General features: G+C 63.1%; 12 protein-coding genes and 2 pseudogenes. 7 read left to right on the top strand and 7 right to left on the bottom strand.

The window, feature by feature from the left end:
- Positions 1-309 (bottom strand): annotated as a pseudogene (locus E4P82_RS16945) (IS4 family transposase); the annotation flags it as partial.
- Positions 310-760: 451 nt separating this feature from the next.
- Between E4P82_RS16945 and ptsP the strand changes: the two are divergent.
- The 4 genes from ptsP to E4P82_RS16925 all read left to right on the top strand — a co-directional run bounded on the left by ptsP (position 761) and on the right by E4P82_RS16925 (position 6,927).
- Positions 761-3,334, top strand: a complete 2,574-nt coding sequence (gene ptsP / locus E4P82_RS16940; RefSeq protein WP_169249988.1) for a phosphoenolpyruvate--protein phosphotransferase — start codon at positions 761-763, stop codon at positions 3,332-3,334.
- 19 nt (positions 3,335-3,353) lie between these two features.
- A complete protein-coding gene (gene ptsG / locus E4P82_RS16935; RefSeq protein WP_169249987.1) occupies positions 3,354-5,132 on the top strand; it encodes a PTS glucose transporter subunit IIBC in 1,779 nt (592 codons plus the stop codon).
- Positions 5,133-5,328: 196 nt separating this feature from the next.
- Positions 5,329-6,078 carry a hypothetical protein gene (locus tag E4P82_RS16930; RefSeq protein WP_169249986.1) on the top strand — a complete coding sequence of 250 codons (750 nt, stop codon included), beginning with the start codon at positions 5,329-5,331 and terminating at the stop codon, positions 6,076-6,078.
- Between the two features lie 57 nt (positions 6,079-6,135).
- Positions 6,136-6,927 carry a DUF1223 domain-containing protein gene (locus E4P82_RS16925; protein ID WP_169249985.1) on the top strand — a complete coding sequence of 264 codons (792 nt, stop codon included), beginning with the start codon at positions 6,136-6,138 and terminating at the stop codon, positions 6,925-6,927.
- A gap of 19 nt (positions 6,928-6,946) precedes the next feature.
- Here E4P82_RS16925 and E4P82_RS16920 read toward each other — a convergent pair whose 3' ends face one another.
- Entirely contained in the window at positions 6,947-7,159 is a 213-nt protein-coding gene (locus tag E4P82_RS16920; RefSeq protein ID WP_169249984.1) for a hypothetical protein, read from the bottom strand.
- Positions 7,160-7,323: 164 nt separating this feature from the next.
- Between E4P82_RS16920 and E4P82_RS16915 the strand changes: the two are divergent.
- Together E4P82_RS16915 and pbpC are read left to right on the top strand one after the other, a co-directional pair.
- Positions 7,324-8,175, top strand: a pseudogene (locus tag E4P82_RS16915) (NAD-dependent protein deacetylase); the annotation flags it as partial.
- Between the two features lie 310 nt (positions 8,176-8,485).
- Positions 8,486-10,420 (top strand): penicillin-binding protein 1C, encoded by a 1,935-nt coding sequence (pbpC, locus tag E4P82_RS16910; RefSeq protein ID WP_312915480.1) that lies wholly within the window; start codon positions 8,486-8,488, stop codon positions 10,418-10,420.
- 40 nt (positions 10,421-10,460) lie between these two features.
- Here pbpC and E4P82_RS16905 read toward each other — a convergent pair whose 3' ends face one another.
- Positions 10,461-10,958 carry a CreA family protein gene (locus E4P82_RS16905; protein ID WP_169249982.1) on the bottom strand — a complete coding sequence of 166 codons (498 nt, stop codon included), beginning with the start codon at positions 10,956-10,958 and terminating at the stop codon, positions 10,461-10,463.
- A 233-nt stretch (positions 10,959-11,191) separates the two neighbouring features.
- Between E4P82_RS16905 and ald the strand changes: the two genes are divergently transcribed.
- Positions 11,192-12,310, top strand: coding sequence for an alanine dehydrogenase (gene ald / locus E4P82_RS16900; protein ID WP_169249981.1), 1,119 nt, complete (start codon positions 11,192-11,194; stop codon positions 12,308-12,310).
- 18 nt (positions 12,311-12,328) lie between these two features.
- On the opposite strand, the gene E4P82_RS16895 is transcribed toward ald, so the two are convergent.
- From E4P82_RS16895 to hemA, 4 genes are all read right to left on the bottom strand, one after another.
- Entirely contained in the window at positions 12,329-12,739 is a 411-nt protein-coding gene (locus E4P82_RS16895) for a hypothetical protein (protein ID WP_169249980.1), read from the bottom strand.
- Positions 12,740-12,815: 76 nt separating this feature from the next.
- Positions 12,816-13,664, bottom strand: coding sequence for a peptide chain release factor N(5)-glutamine methyltransferase (gene prmC / locus E4P82_RS16890; RefSeq protein ID WP_169249979.1), 849 nt, complete (start codon positions 13,662-13,664; stop codon positions 12,816-12,818).
- Entirely contained in the window at positions 13,661-14,743 is a 1,083-nt protein-coding gene (gene prfA / locus E4P82_RS16885) for a peptide chain release factor 1 (RefSeq protein ID WP_169249978.1), read from the bottom strand. The genes prmC and prfA overlap by 4 nt, the downstream gene beginning before the upstream one ends.
- A complete protein-coding gene (hemA, locus tag E4P82_RS16880; RefSeq protein ID WP_169249977.1) occupies positions 14,740-16,008 on the bottom strand; it encodes a glutamyl-tRNA reductase in 1,269 nt (422 codons plus the stop codon). Before hemA ends, prfA begins: the two co-directional genes overlap by 4 nt.
- Positions 16,009-16,172: the final 164 nt, after the last annotated feature.

The raw sequence follows: 16,172 nt of genomic DNA, 5'->3' as shown, positions 1-16,172 counted from the left end.
GGCCGCCGAGGTATCCGGTTCCAAGCCGTTGAGTTTGTTGTAGACCGATTTCACCGACACCGCGATCGGCACCGGCGCCGCCTGATAGGCCGCATGGATCGAGGGCCGCTGGCGACTGACCACCTGCAGCATCAACTGAAATAGGGTGGAAAATAGTAAGGTGCGCGTGTACTGCCCGCCAGCAACCGTCTCGAACCAGGTGTCCAGTTGCTGAGGATTGAGACAACGCTCCAACACGGCGCGGGCCATGACGGGAATCGGGAAATGCCCGGCAAGGCGTTGCAAGATCGGGGACAACAACGAGCTCATGAAGCATCTTCCAAGAGTAAAGCGCTCAACCTACCAAGGTTGGGTCCACCTTCAAAGCCCTGGTCGTTCACACTCAACGGTTTCCAGAAAATCCAGCAAAAATTGGACCTTGCAATCCTTGAATCCCAGGTGGACATCGGAGAGCCAAACGGCTCGGTATCGGTATGGCTGCATGAATCCGCCCTGCGTCGCTCATGAATGACGGTAGTCAGCGGAATTTGCCTTGGCGATATGAAAATTTGGCAACAAGCCGGTGAATTCTTGTTAACCGTTTTGCGACGCCGAGTTTTCATGTCCCATCCTGCCGCGCCACAACGCGGAGACAGTTTTCAGCGCCAGAATTCGATGTATCACCTATGCTTATCAATGTCATATCCAGAACCTCGACAGCCCAGAGTCCGGAAAACCGGACCCGGACATCCCCGTCTGAACCCGAAGGTCGAGAACAACGATGATGAATACCTCAATCCCCCGCGATTCAAGCACCGTCAATATCACCCTGATTGCTCCCTTATCCGGCCCCCTGGTACCGATCGAACGAGTTCCCGACCCGGTGTTCGCCCAGAAAATGGTCGGCGACGGCATCTCCATCGATCCGCTCGATCAGTGTCTGCGCGCGCCCTGCAACGGCGAGATCACCCAATTGCATCCGGCCGGACACGCCGTCACCGTCACCACCCCGCAAGGCATCGAAGTGCTGATGCATATCGGTCTCGATACCGTTGGGCTCAAGGGGACCGGTTTCACTGCGCGCGTCCAACCGGGCGATGCGGTGCAAACCGGCGATGCCCTGATCGACTTTGACGCCGACTACATCGCCACCCACGCCAAAAGCCTGCTGACTCAGATCGTGATCGCCAATAGCGAACGGGTGGCGACCTTTGCGCCGCGTTCCGGCCAGGTGAGCGCCGGGCGGGACGTGATTCTGGATCTGACCCTGACCGGCGGCTCGGTCGAGGAAACCACCGACATGGTCAAGGCAATCACCTCCGAAGCGATCGTCATTCCTAATCCCACCGGTTTGCACGCCCGCCCGGCGGCGGTGCTGGCCAACCTCGCCAAGAAGTTCAAGGCCGAGGTCCGCATCCAAAAAGGCGACCAGCAAGCCAACGCCAAGAGCGTGGTGGCGATCATGGGCCTGGAAATCGGCCACGGTGACAAGGTCACCCTGATCGCCAAGGGCGACGACGCCGACGCAGCGATCGAGACGCTGACTCCACTGTTGTGGGAAGGTTTGGGCGATGAAGGCTGTACGCCGGCCCCGGCCCCGGCCAGCTTCGAAGTATCGGTCAACTCCGCCCCGGCGCCCCGACCACGCTCGGAAAACCCGAACCTGTTGATCGGGGTGGCGGCTTCGCCGGGCTTGGCGGTCGGCGAGGTGTTCCAGGTTCGCCATACGGAAATTCAGATTTCCGAAACCGCTGAAGGCGACCCCCAGCGGGAACGGGATCGTCTCGACCAAGCCATCGATCAGGCACGCATCCAGTTGGAAGCCTTGCAGGCGCGCTTGCACGGCGAACGGGCCGCCGACAAGGCCGCCATCTTCGCCGCTCATCAGGAACTGCTCGACGATCCCGATCTGCTGGACATCGCCTATTCGGCACTGGCCAAGGGCAAGAGCGCCGAATTCGCCTGGCAGCGGGCCTTCACCACCCACGCCGATCGGCTAGCCAGCCTGCGCAACGAATTACTGGCGGCCCGTGCCAACGACCTGCGCGATGTGGGACGGCGGGTGCTGACTTTGCTGACCGGCGCGGAGCCGGAACGCCAGGAACCGCCAACCAACGCCATTCTGGTGGCGGAAGAATTGACGCCATCCGATACCGCCAGCATGGATCGCAGCAAGGTGCGGGGTTTCTGCACCACGCTGGGCGGCGCGACTTCGCACGTCGCCATCCTGGCCCGCTCGCTCGACATTCCGGCGGTGGCCGGCATCGAGCCACGGGCGCTGGAACTGCCCAACGGCACGCCGGTGATTCTCGACGGCGGCAAGGGTACGCTACGCCTCAATCCCACGCCCGAGGACATCACTCGCATCCGCGAGACCCAGGAGCGGCTGGCCGTCCGCCGGCAAGCCGAAATGGCGGTGGCCCACGAGCCAGCGATCACCTTGGACGGTCACCGCATGGAAGTGGTCGGCAACATCGGCGGGCTGGCCGAGGCTGAGCAGGTTCCCGGTCTGGGCGGCGAGGGTGTCGGGTTATTGCGCTCGGAATTCCTGTTTCTGGAACGCAGCACCGCGCCTAGCGAGGACGAACAGTTCGAAACTTATAAATCCATCGCCGAAGCCTTGGGGCCGAACCGACCGCTGATCATCCGCACGCTGGATGTCGGTGGAGACAAGCCACTCATTTATCTACCCATTCCCAAGGAGGAAAACCCGTTTCTCGGCGAACGCGGTTTGCGTATCGGTTTGGACCGCCCGGAAATCCTGCGCACCCAACTGCGGGCGATCCTGCGAGCCGCCGCATTCGGCAAAGTCCGGGTGATGTTTCCGATGGTCGGCCTGCTGTCGGAACTGCGCGACGCCAAGGCCATGTTGGAAGAGGAGCGACAGCGCTTGGGCGTCAAGCCCATCGAGACCGGCATCATGGTGGAAATCCCGGCGGCGGCGATCATGGCGGCGCAATTCGCCCGTGAGGCGGATTTCTTCTCCATCGGCACCAACGACCTGACTCAGTACACCCTGGCCATGGATCGCGGCCATCCCAAGCTGGCGCCCAAGGTGGACGGGCTCAATCCCAGCGTATTGCGGTTGATCGCCTGGACGGTCGAAGCCGCCCACGCGCAGGGTAAATGGGTCGGGGTCTGCGGCGGCATTGCCAGCGACCCGCAGGCCGTGCCGCTGCTGATCGGGTTGGGCGTGGACGAACTCAGCGTCAGCCTGCCGACCATTCCCAGCATCAAGGCGCAAATTCGCACCCTGTGGCGGCATGAATGCCAGGACTTGGCGCGACGGGCGTTGACCCTGGAAACCGCCGCCGAAGTGCGCGCGTACTGTCCAGATCCCTTCGCCGCCGCCTAACCGTCTGGAGATCGCCGTCATGTGGCAACACGCATTCGCATTCCTGCAAAAAATCGGCAAGGCGCTGATGCTGCCGGTTTCGGTGCTACCGGTCGCCGGCATCCTGCTCGGCATCGGCAGCGCCCATTTCGGCTGGATGCCGGATTTGGCTTCCAACATCATGGCGCAGTCCGGCGGGGCCATCTTTGGCAGCCTGGCCATCCTGTTCGCCATCGGCGTGGCGCTGGGCCTGACCAACAACGACGGCGTTTCCGCGCTGGCGGCGGTGGTCGGCTACGTGGTGCTGCTGGCGACGCTGGGCGTCATGGCCAAGCTGCTGGGCTCGGAAACCAAGGACTTGATGGGCATCCTCTCCATCGATACCGGCGTATTCGGCGGCATTCTGATCGGTGGCATCGCGGCGGCGTTGTTCAACCGCTATTACCGCATCAACCTGCCGCCCTATCTGGGCTTCTTCGCCGGCAAACGTTTCGTCCCCATCATCACCGCCTTTGCCGCCATCGGCCTCGGGATCGTGCTCAGTTTCCTGTGGCCACCCATCGGCGCCGGCATCAAGAGCTTTTCCCATTGGGCGGCGGAAAGCAATCCGGCACTGGCGTTCACGGTCTACGGCGTCATCGAACGCCTGCTGATCCCCTTCGGTTTGCATCACATCTGGAACGTACCGTTCTTTTTCGAGGTCGGCAGTTACCTGGACCCGACCACCGGCAAGATCATCACCGGCGAAGTCCAACGCTACATCGCCGGCGACCCCACCGCCGGCAACATGGCGGGCGGCTATCTGTTCAAGATGTGGGGCTTGCCGGCGGCGGCGATTGCGATTTGGCACAGTGCCCGCCCGGAGAATCGCGCCAAGATCGGCGGCATCATGCTTTCGGCGGCGTTGACCGCCTGGTTGACCGGCATCACCGAGCCGATCGAATTCGCCTTCATGTTCGTCGCGCCAGTGCTGTACCTCATTCATGCCCTGCTGGCGGGCGTCGCCTATTTCCTGTGCATCGAACTGGGCATCAAGCACGGCATGACGTTCTCGCACGGGACCATCGATTTCGTCGTGCTGTACGCGAAATCCACTCACGGTTGGTGGCTGCTGCTGCTCGGCCCCGTGTGGGCGGCCCTGTACTACACCGTCTTCCGCGTTGTGATCCAGAAATTTGACCTCAAAACGCCCGGCCGCGAGATCGAGGAAGCGGTCATGTCCAGCGATGCGGCCACCGATATCGCCCACGCTTCGCCAAACAACTGGTGCTGGCCTTCGGTGGACGCGCCAACATCAAAAAGTCTGGACGCTTGCATCACCCGGCTGCGGGTGGAGCTGAACGACGTTGGCAAAGCCAGCCCCGACAAACTCAAGGCGCTGGGCGCGGCTGGGGTGGTGACGGTCGGTAGCGGCTTGCAGGCCATTTTCGGTACCCGCTCCGAGAATCTGAAAACCGACATGGAAGAATATCTGAAAACCGCCGGGCCGAAAGCGGATGCGGTGGAGGTGCCATCGCCGGTGGCGGCGCCGGCGCCGGCCGGCATCGTGTCCAAACTGCGCGATCCCGAGGCCGCCGGCAAGGCGCGGGATCTCATCGCAGCGTTGGGTGGCATCGGCAATATCGAGCGGGTGGATGCCTGCGCCGAAACTCGGCTGCGACTGGTGCTTGGGAATGAGCAGCCAGTGGACGAGGCGGCGCTGCGGTCCGCCGGCGCGGCGGGCGTGATGCGACTGGCCAACCGCACCCTGCATCTGGTGGTCGGCCTCAACGCCGATCAGTACGCAGCGGAAATGCGGGGACAACTGGCCACGCCGTAAACCAGCATCGTTGGAGGACGCCATGGCGCGGCGGACAATGTCGGCCGCGTAAAGTCAACGCTTCTTCGGATCGCGGAACGGCAATCCCGACCCGCATGGCTGTTTTCCACCGTGGTAACGATGGAATCCATGGCAATTCTGTCAACCGTGGAGACGACAGACATCGTCGTCACGCCGGAAACGCGAGAGGTGATTCATGAGTTCGATTTTCGAGTTGCTTGCCAACTGGATTACGGTCAATTACGGGCTTGAATCCCTGGTTGAAAAACTACGGACGATCCAGCAACAGGGAGCCGTCATTGGAAAATTACAGCCGACCGAAAATCCCAATGTTTTTCTGCAAGAGATACCTCGAACCGCCAACCCCAGCTCGAAGATTGAAATAGGACAAATCAAATGGATCCACGGCGTACTTGAAGGTGCTTGGGGAAAAACCCGATGCAGCGCCATACTGCAATATACCTTGCCTTTGGCAAAGAACGGGAATTATCTACCGCTATTGATGAATATTCAGTTGGATGCCGATATCAAGCTGAAACCCAAGAAGGAATTCAAGGACATCAAGGAATTTGCTCCTCTTTATCGGATGTTGAACGAAGATGATCGATACCTGGGAAACAAAGCCGCTTTCTGTGCCGCCATGGCAACGAGAACCATCAGCGAATACAACAAATTTGGTACCGTGGAAGGAGTCCTATACCACGAGTTGCTGCATGTCATGCTCGCCAAGAGCTTTGCCGAACAACTGCAAAAACGAACGTTCCAGCAACTGTCGGGCAGCGGTTATGAAACCCGTGAAAAGGCGCTGGCCGCTTTCCTCGATATCGTCGATGAAGTTTGGAAGGAGTGGCGGGGTTTGTTGCTCCACGACGCTGATTTCAAGGACGAGCGGTTTGTCTGGGAAAAGGAATGCGCTTACTACATCAAGCAGTACGAAAAGGCGTGAAAACCGGAACTCGTTGTGAATCGTGATCTCATACAATGATCCGGCGGGAGGCGCGACATGAAGATACCATCACTGGCCATCACTTTGATTTTGACGCTGGCATGGACGCCCAACCTATTGGCGAAGCCTGCCGACTGCGTGGCGGTCAGCTCGTCGACCCGCACGGCGCTGGTGGAACTCTATACCTCCGAGGGCTGCAACAGTTGTCCCCCGGCGGATCGCTGGTTGAGCCGTCAGTCGGAAGCGGAATGGGACTCACGCCAGGTCGTGGCCCTGGCCTTCCATGTCGATTACTGGGATCGCCTGGGTTGGAAGGACCGCTTCGCGCAACCCGCGTTCAGCGCGCGGCAACGGGCGCTGGCGGCGCAGCAGGGCTCTAGGACCGTGTACACACCGCAGGTGCTGGTCAGCGGTCGGAGCCTACCGCAATGGCAACGGCCGGAGGACTTCCAACAGGAAATCACCACTCTAACTGCGCAGCCGGCGCCGGCCGATCTTCGAGCCGAACTGATTCCCGAACCGGATCGGTGGCGGGTACGGGCCAGCGGGCAGGCGCGCGCGCCAGTGGCACGCGGCGAGCTGGGTCTGTTCGTGGCGATTTACCAGGACCGTCTCGATAGCCAAGTCACGGCGGGTGAGAACGCCGGGGAATGGTTACGCCACGATCGGGTAACGCGGGCACTGCTCGGACCTTTGGCCATCGATCCCGACGGACGTTTTGCCCACACCGTTTCGGTACCCTTGCCGGACGAATTCGTGGCGCGCGATGCCGGCGTGGTGATTTTCCTGCAACGGCTCCAGAGCGGCGAAGTATTACAGGCGCTGGCACGGGCTGCTTGCGCCGGTTGAGCGGCCCGTGACCGCCACCTTAGGGATCGGGAACCACCACCACCGCGACCGTGGGTTCGGTATCGGCACGGTGTTCGCGCACCCAGGCCAGTCCGACGGCGATCGCCGCTTCGGCATCGGGGAAATAGGCGAACTGCTCGATCAACTGGCCATCCTCCATCAACATGGCCACGTAGGGCTTATCCAGGTTCGCGGTACAAGGAAAGCGACGAACTTCCAGGGTCAGTGCCATGGTCAACCTCCACGAGTCGTGCGGAATTATTCAGTATCCGCCATAGTGTATTCATAATCGCTCTGGCAATTCGTCACGGAACCGGTTCGCATCGCACCGACTCTGAGCTTGCGGCGACCTCCTGCCATCAAGTCCGATTCCGTCGCCCGGCGTCCGTCACGATCATGCATTCTCCCAACAACTCTCCATCTCGTCCCAATTCGCCAGACGCGTTGGCTGATTTCGTCGAACGCCACCCTCGGCTGTTTGTGCTGACCGGCGCCGGTTGCAGCACCGATTCCGGCATTCCCGATTATCGCGATCGCAACGGCGACTGGAAACGCCGCCAGCCGGTGCGCTACCAGGAGTTCGTGGCCAGTGAACGGACTCGACAGCGTTACTGGGCACGCAGTCTGCTTGGCTGGCCTGCCTTTGCCCGCGCCCGGCCCAACGCCACCCACGCAGCGCTGGCTCGATTGGAAGCGGCGGGCTTCATCCATCAACTGGTGACCCAGAACGTCGATGGTCTGCACCAGCAGGCCGGCAGTCGGCGGGTGATCGATCTGCACGGCCGGCTCGATGCTGTGGTCTGCCTAGCGTGCGGGATCCGGGGATCTCGCGCCGAGATGCAAGGCGCGCTGGAGCGGGATAATCCCGCCTTCGCCGCGCTGGCGGCGGTGGCCGGTCCTGACGGCGACGCTGATCTGGACGATGCGAATTTCGACGAGTTCCGAGTCCCAAGTTGCGCGCGGTGCGGAGGGATACTGAAACCGGCGGTGGTGTTTTTCGGCGAAACCGTGCCCAAGCCTCGGGTCGAGCGCGCCTGCCAGCGATTGGCCGACGCCGATGCCTTGCTGGTGGTTGGTTCCTCGTTGATGGTGTTTTCCGGTTATCGTTTCTGCAAACTGGCCACCGCTCGCGGCCAGCCCATCGCCGTGCTCAATCTCGGCCGCACCCGCGCCGACGGCGAATTGACCCTGAAGCTGGAGCAGAACTGCGAAGCGGCACTGACCAGCCTGCTGGAACGGCTGTGTCTGAACGATATGGACCATGATCGGGAGCGAACCGTTTCAGGACTCGAATCGCCAAGGCATGGCGCGATGACGTCGACGACCATGGAACTCGGGCGCATCTCGTGAGCGGTTTTGCAGGGCCCGGTATCGGCATCCTTTCGCGAACCGGTCGGCGCGTCGGTTTCGGGTTGACGCTGTCGATCGCCATCGTTTGCGCGTTCCTGGCGCTGGATCGTTGCTTGCCACCGTCGGTCGAGCGTGCCCGGCATGTTTCAGCCCTGGTGCTGGATTCCGGCGACCGCATCCTGCGCGCGTTCACCGCGCCGCCGGGTGTGTGGCGGTTGCGGCGCGGCCGGAAGACGTGGACCCGCTGTACCTCACCATGCTGGCGGCTTATGAAGACCAGCGCTTTACTACTCATTCCGGTGTCGATCCGCTGGCGGTGGCGCGAGCGTTGGGGCAATGGCTGCGGCATGGCCAGGTGGTGTCGGGGGCCTCGACCCTGACCATGCAGGCCGCCCGCCTACTGGAGCCGCATCGGCGCGATCTATCCGGCAAGCTGGGCGAAATGCTGCGCGCCTTGCAACTGGAACGCCGCTATCCCAAGGACGACATCCTGAGTTTCTACCTGACCCTGGCACCCTACGGCGGTAACCTGGAAGGGATACGCGCCGCCGCGCTGGCCTGGTTCGGCAAGGAACCCATCCGGTTGACGGCGGCGGAAGCGGCGCTGCTGGTGGTGCTGCCGCAAGCCCCATCCCGATTGCGGCCGGACCGCTATCCCGAGCGGGCGCGGGCGGCGCGCGACAAAGTCTTGGCACGCATGGGCCAAGTCGGTGTGCTAACCCCACGACAGGTGGAAGAAGCCCGCGAGGAGCCCGTTCCCCGGCGCCGGCACGCCCTGCCGTTTCTGGCCCCCCATCTGGCCGAGCGACTGCACGCGGCCCAGCCGGATGCGCCGCTGTTATCCACGTTCATCGACCGGGATTTGCAGCAGACCCTGGAAACGCTGGCGGGCCAACAGCAGAGCGTGCTGGAGGCGACCAGTAGCATCGCGATGCTGGTGGTGGCGAACCGCGACCGGCGGGTGCTGGCCTACGTCGGCGCCAGCGATTTCTTCGATCCGCGCCGCGCCGGTCAGATCGACATGACGCGGGCAGTGCGCTCGCCAGGCTCGACCCTGAAACCGCTGGTGTACGGACTGGGTTTCGACGATCTGCTGATCCACCCCGAAACCCTGATCGAGGATGTGCCGACCCGCTTCGGCGACTACAGCCCCGGCAATTTCCGCAACACTTACGCCGGGCAGTTGTCGGTGCGCGAAGCGCTGCAACAGTCGCAAAATATCCCAGCGGTGGCGGTATTGGAACAGGTCGGGCCGGCGCGGGTGGCGACGCGGCTGCGCGAGGTCGGCCTGCCGCTGCACTGGAACACGGCCAACCCTCGGCCAGGCTTGCCGCTGGTGTTGGGCGGGGTCGGCATGACCCTGGAGGAACTGGCGACGCTGTACGCCGGCATCGCCAGCGGCGGTCAAATCGCGCCCTTGCGTTATTCCCCCGCCGACCCCATCGAGCCGGGCCGCGATCTGTTGACGGCGACCGCCTGCTGGTATCTGAACGACATCCTGCGCGGTTCGCCGGTGCCGCAAAACGTGGCCCCACCGGCCAGCGCCGCTCGGCCACGCTTCATCGCTCACAAGACCGGCACCTCCTACGGGTTCCGCGACGCCTGGGCGTTGGGCTTCGACGCCGATTACACCGTCGGCGTCTGGGTCGGTCGGCCGGACGGCTCGCCCAGCCCCGGTCACTACGGTCGCAATACCGCCGCGCCGCTGCTGTTCCGGGTGTTCGATCTGCTACCGGAACCCACGACCCCGCCCGCGCCACCATCCGCCAACGTGCTGCGCGTGGTCGGCCGCGAACAGTTACCGGAGCGCTTGCGCTATTTCCGCACCTGCCCGGCGCTGGAGACGGCCAGCGCGCCGCCACTCGGCATCAGCTTCCCGGTGGCGGGCACCACGGTGGAATTATCGGTGCGGGACGGCCGTTTGACCGAATTGCCGTTGGCCGCGACCGGCGGGGTCCGGCCGCTACGCTGGCTGGTGAACGGCCGGCCGTTGCCCGCGAACCCGTGGCGGCGGGATGCGTTCTGGCCGCCGGACGGCGAGGGGTTGGCGCGAATCACCGTGCTGGATCAGGCCGGGCAGGCCGCTAGTGCTGAGGTATGGATCAGTCGGGGCGCCAGGGAACCCGGCTCCCTTTCCCCTTGAGCGGAGGATTTTTCGGATCGAAGGTGGCAGGACTCTCCGTCTACGGCGCCGTTTTGGGCGGTTTGTCGCCCCAAGGCATCATGGCCACCGCCGAGACCGAATTCTTGGGCGAACCTTCCACCAGCTTGTCGCTGTAGACTAGATAAACCAGAGTGTTGCGCGTTTTATCAAGGAAACGCACCACTCGCATTTTCTTGAACAGCAGTGAACGGCGTTCGGTGAACACTTCCTCGCCGTCCTTGAATTTTTCCTTGACCGCGATCGGCCCGGTTTGTCGGCAGGCCAGCGAGGCGTCGGAGGTGTCCTCGGCCAGCCCCAGCCCGCCCTTGATGCCGCCCACCTGGGAGCGGCTGACGTAACAGGTCACGCCGTCGATCTTGGGATCGTCGAAAGCCTCGATGACGATCTTGTGGTTCGGCCCCAGCCACTGGAAGGCGGTGTCCACGCTGCCGATTTCCTCGGCGTGAGCCAGCGGCGCCATGGCCAGCACCCCGCCGAGCACCCCGCCGAGCCAATGGATTTTCAGCTTGCGATTCATCCGAGGTTTCTCCGTTGTTTGACCGTATACGGGAGGATAGCGCAACTCGTTATTGGGCTCAGCCTCGACAAGTTGGAGGGTTGCAAGCGCACCCAGTTCTCAAGAGCTGGCCATGCAATCCGTCCGCGCAAACATCCTGTTGGATTTCGAGTCTATTCGAGGCGGGTTAACATCCCGCGAGATTTGTTGGATGATCAACCGGCTATCCCCACTCTCCTCAGGAGGATCTGGCAATGCGTATCGGCGTTCCCAAAGAGATCAAGGTTCACGAATATCGGGTTGGCCTGACTCCTGACAGTGTGCGGGAATTCACCGCCCACGGTCACCACGTTCTGGTGGAAACCCAGGCCGGCGCCGGCATCGGCAGCTCGGACGACGATTATCGCGCCGCCGGCGCCGAGATCGCGGTCATGCCCGCAACCCTCTTTGCCCAGGCCGACATGATCGTGAAGGTCAAGGAACCACAGGCGGTGGAGCGCCGGATGCTGCGTCCGAACCAGATTCTGTTCACCTATCTGCACTTGGCTCCCGACCCGGATCAAACCCGGGATCTGGTCGACAGCGGCGCGATCTGCATCGCTTACGAAACCGTGACCGACGGCCACGGCGGGCTACCGTTGTTGGCGCCGATGTCGCAAGTGGCCGGCCGGCTGTCGATTCAGGCCGGCGCGGCGGCACTGGAACGCGCCAAGGGCGGGCGCGGCATCCTGCTGGGCGGTGTCCCCGGCGTGGCTCCGGCCAAGGTGGTGGTGATCGGCGGGGGCGTGGTCGGCGAAAACGCCATTTACATGGCGCTGGGCATGGCCGCCGACGTGACCGTGCTGGATCGCAACGTGGAGGTGCTGGCGCGGCTGGCGCGGCGCTTCGGCGCGGCGCTCAAGACCGTGTACTCCACCAAGGCTGCCCTCGAAGATTATGTCCTGCAAGCGGATCTGGTGGTCGGTGGGGTGCTGGTGGCTGGCGCCGAGGCGCCCAAGCTGGTAACCCGCGACATGGTCCGGCGGATGAAACGGGGTTCGGTACTGGTGGATGTCGCCATCGATCAAGGCGGTTGCTTCGAGACCTCGCATCCGACCACTCACGCCGAGCCGACCTATGTGGTGGATGGCGTGGTGCATTACTGCGTCGCCAACATGCCGGGGGCGGTGCCCAATACCTCCACCTATGCCCTCAACAACGTCACCCTGCCTTACGCCCTGGCATTGGCCGACAAAGGCTACAAGAAGGCATTGCTGGATGATGCCAATTTCCTGGCGGGACTGAACGTCTGCGGAGGCAAGGTCACCTACAAGGCGGTGGCCGACGATCTCGGCTACGAGTACGTCGATCCTCGCGCCGCGCTCGCTGGCTGAAAGCCGGCGGATGGGGGTTTACTGATATTCCCGCCAGTACTCCGGTTGCGGATCGCGGCAACCGTGGGTGAGGTGTTGGTAGCGGTTGATGAAAACCTCCTGTCGGGGGATCTGGCCTTCCTGGGCGATGGCCAGGTTTTCCCGCTGAGTTTCCTCGGCGTAGTGAAAGAGCGCCCGTTTCAGCTTGCACAACAGACTGTTGTCGAGGTGGTAACCGAGCTCGCTCAGGGCGTTTTCGATGCGTTGCAAGGTGATCCGCCGCAGGTCGTAGACCACGATCAGGGCATGGGACGACAGGCATTGAACACCATGGATACCCGCCACGCCTCGTAACCACGCCGCCGCCGATCCCGCTTGATCGGGATCTTCATGAAGACGGCAGAATTGGATGGTGCGGTGCTTGTACAGATCTTCGGTGTCAGCGTGCATGACGCTTTCCTCCACGGCGGTCGGATCGCTGCGAGGCCTATCGATATAACAACCGTAGCCGCTGGCGCGCACCGTTTCAAGCCGGCCAGCGTCCGGCGCTGGCTCGGCTCATCTGGGTGGCGTCCCGATGATCGCTCACATCGACGAAGCCGCGTTGCCGTAACAGGTTCGGTACCGCCTCGCCCTGATCGTAACCGTGCTCCAGCAACAGCCAGCCACCCGCCCACAGGTAAGCGGGCGCTTGCGCGACGATCGATCGCAAGGCATCCAGTCCATCCTCGCCCGCCACCAGCGCCGTCGCCGGCTCGAAGCGCAAATCGCCCTGTCGCCAATGGGGATCGGTGGCGGCAATGTAGGGCGGATTGGAAACCAGCAGATCGAAGCGCTCTCCAACCAGCGGCGCGCACCAGTCGCCTTCGCGGAATTCGATGTTACCGATATTCAGTCGCCGGGCGTTGCGCCGGGCGACCGTCAGGGCTGCTGGACCGAGGTCGGTGGCGACGATCCGCGCTCGTGGCCGTTCCACCGCCAAGGCGAGGGCGATGGCGCCGCTGCCGGTGCCCAGATCGGCGAGCGCGCAAGTTCGATCCGCTGGCAGTCGTTCCAATGCCAACTCGACCAGCAATTCGGTTTCCGGGCGCGGGATCAGGGTGTCCGGCGTGACTTCCAGTTCCAGCGACCAGAACTCGCGCCGACCGAGCAGGTACGCAATCGGCTCTCCCGCCTGACGTCGGTCCAGCCAGGCGAAAAAACGAGTCGCTCGATCCGGTTCCGGCACGCGTTCCGGCCAGGCATGCAGGTAGCTTCGAGGTCGCTCCAGCGCCGCCGCCAGCAGCAGTTCGGCGTCCAGTCGCGGGGTTTCGCTGACTTCGGCCAGCCGCTGGGTGGCGGCGGCCAGCAATTCGCGGAGGGGGGCGGCACTCACTCGGCCAGCGCCGCCAGCAAATCGGCCTGGTATTCGTTGATCAGTGGATCGATGACCGAATCGAGATGGCCCGCCAGCACTTCGCCGAGCTTATAGAGGGTCAGATTGATGCGATGGTCAGTCACTCGACCCTGTGGGAAATTGTAGGTGCGGATGCGTTCGGAGCGGTCGCCGCTCCCGACCTGCAGCTTGCGGGTTTGCGCCTGGGCGCTGGTCTGTTTTTCCCGTTCCGCCGCCAACAGCTTCGCCTGCAACAGTGCCATCGCCCGCGAGCGATTCTTGTGTTGGGAGCGCTCGTCCTGACATTCCACCACGATGCCGCTGGGCAGATGGGTGATGCGGATGGCCGAATCGGTTTTGTTGACGTGCTGACCACCCGCCCCGGAAGAGCGGTAGGTGTCGATGCGCAAGTCGCTGGGGTTGATGTCGATCTGTTCGACCTCCGCCAGTTCCGGCAGCACCGCCACGGTGGCGGCGGAGGTATGAATGCGGCCCTGCGCCTCGGTGACCGGTACCCGCTGCACCCGATGCGCGCCGGATTCGAACTTCAGCCGTGAATAGGCGCCCTGACCGATGACGCGGCTGATCGCTTCCTTGTAGCCACCGTGCTCGCCGAGACTTTCGCTGAGAATTTCCAGGGTCCAACCACGCAGTTCGGCATAACGCGCATACATGCGCAGCAGATCGCCGGCGAACAGCGCGGCTTCGTCGCCGCCGGTACCGGCGCGGATTTCCAGGAACACGTTGCCGGCATCGTGCGGATCGCGCGGCAGCAACAGCAGTTGCAGCGCCCGCTCCTGCCCGACGCGGCGCTCTTCCGCCTCCAGTAGTTCTTCCTGCGCCATGGCGCGCAGTTCGGGGTCGCCGTCCCGGCTCATTTCGCGGGCACTGTCCAGATCGTCCAGGGTGCGGCGGTAGGCCAGAAACCCGCTCGCCACCGGCTCCAATTGGGCGTATTCCATCGACAAGGCGCGGAAGCGGTCGTTGTCGCCGATGATTTCGGGATCGGCCAGCAGCGCGCCGACTTCCTGATGGCGTTCCGTCAGTTGCTCCAGCTTGGCGAGCATGGAGGCGTTCATCGGCGAGGATCTCCATCGCCCAAGCGATACAGAGTTTTGATCAGGTTCAGCATGGCGGCATCGCCTTCGGCGGCGGCTTCGCGCAGGCCGGTGCAAGGCACATGAAGGAACTTGTTGGTGAGGGTATGGGCCAGCATCTCAAGCACGGTGGTTGGGTCCTTGCCTTGGGCGAGCTGGCGCCGGGCGCGGTCCATCGCCTCGTCGCGGGTGGCCTCAGCCTGCCGGCGCAGGGCGCGAATGCTGGCGACGCTACCTTGGGTGCGTAGCCAGGCCATGAAGTGCTCGACCTGAGTGTCGATGATTTCCTCGGCCTGCTGGGCGGCGGCTTGGCGCGAGCGCAGGTTATCCTGAATGATGTCCTTGAGGTCGTCCACCGTGTATAGATAGACATCGTCCAGTTCGGCGACCGCTGGATCGATGTCGCGTGGCACGGCCAAATCTACCATAAACATCGGCCGATGGCGGCGCTGTTTCAGGCATTGGCGGACCAGCGTCGCCCCCAACAGCGGATCGGGGCTGGCGGTGGAGGCGATGACGATATCGGCCTCGCCCAGATGGGCGGAAATTTCGTCCAGAGCAATGGCATAACCGGCGAAAGAAGCCGCCAGTGCATGGGCGCGCTCCAAGGTGCGGTTGGCCACGATCAGCCGCCCAACCCCGCTCTCGTGCAAGTGGCGGGCGACCAGCTCGATGGTATCGCCGGCGCCGATCAGCAAGGCGACGCAGCGGGGCAGGTCGGCGAAAATCTGCCGGGCCAGACCGACCGCCGCGAAGGCCACCGACACCGGGCTGGCGCCGATGCGGGTATCGGTGCGTACCTGTTTGGCGACCGAGAAGGTATGCTGGAACAGCCGCTCCAGCCGGACGCCGAGCGCACCGACGCTGTTGGCGACCTGATAGGCGGCCTTGATCTGGCCGAGAATCTGCGGCTCGCCCAGCACCAGCGAATCCAGTCCCGAAGCAACCCGCAGGATGTGGCGCACCGCCCGTTGGTTGGTGTACCGGTATAGATAAGGCTGCAAATCGACCGTGCGCAACTTATGATAATCGCCCAGCCATTCCACCACCTGGCGGCCGTTTTCGTCCTTGAGGCCGCAGTAAACCTCGGTGCGGTTGCAGGTCGATAGGATCGCCGCTTCGCGGGCGCCGCCGCAATCGAGCAGATCCCGCAGGGCGGATTGCAGGCGTTCGGGTGCGAACGCGATCCGCTCGCGAACGCTGACGGGAGCGGTTTGATGGTTGAGACCGAGGGCCAGCAGTGGCATGGATGCGTCTGATCGGGCTGAAAAACGGTGGAATTCTGCGGGATACAATAGGCGAATGACAAGGTCATAGTTCTTTGATGGATGATCATGCGAACGGTTGCCCCTCCTTTTTCACGCGCCGACGTGCCGCGGCCTGGAAGCCGGCGCTCCCGTCTTGCGCCAAC

This window comes from Candidatus Competibacter phosphatis, assembly GCF_012939995.1.
GTDB lineage: Bacteria > Pseudomonadota > Gammaproteobacteria > Competibacterales > Competibacteraceae > Competibacter > Competibacter phosphatis.
Note: the sequence above shows the minus strand (reverse complement) of the source record. Positions and strands in the feature narration are given on the sequence as shown.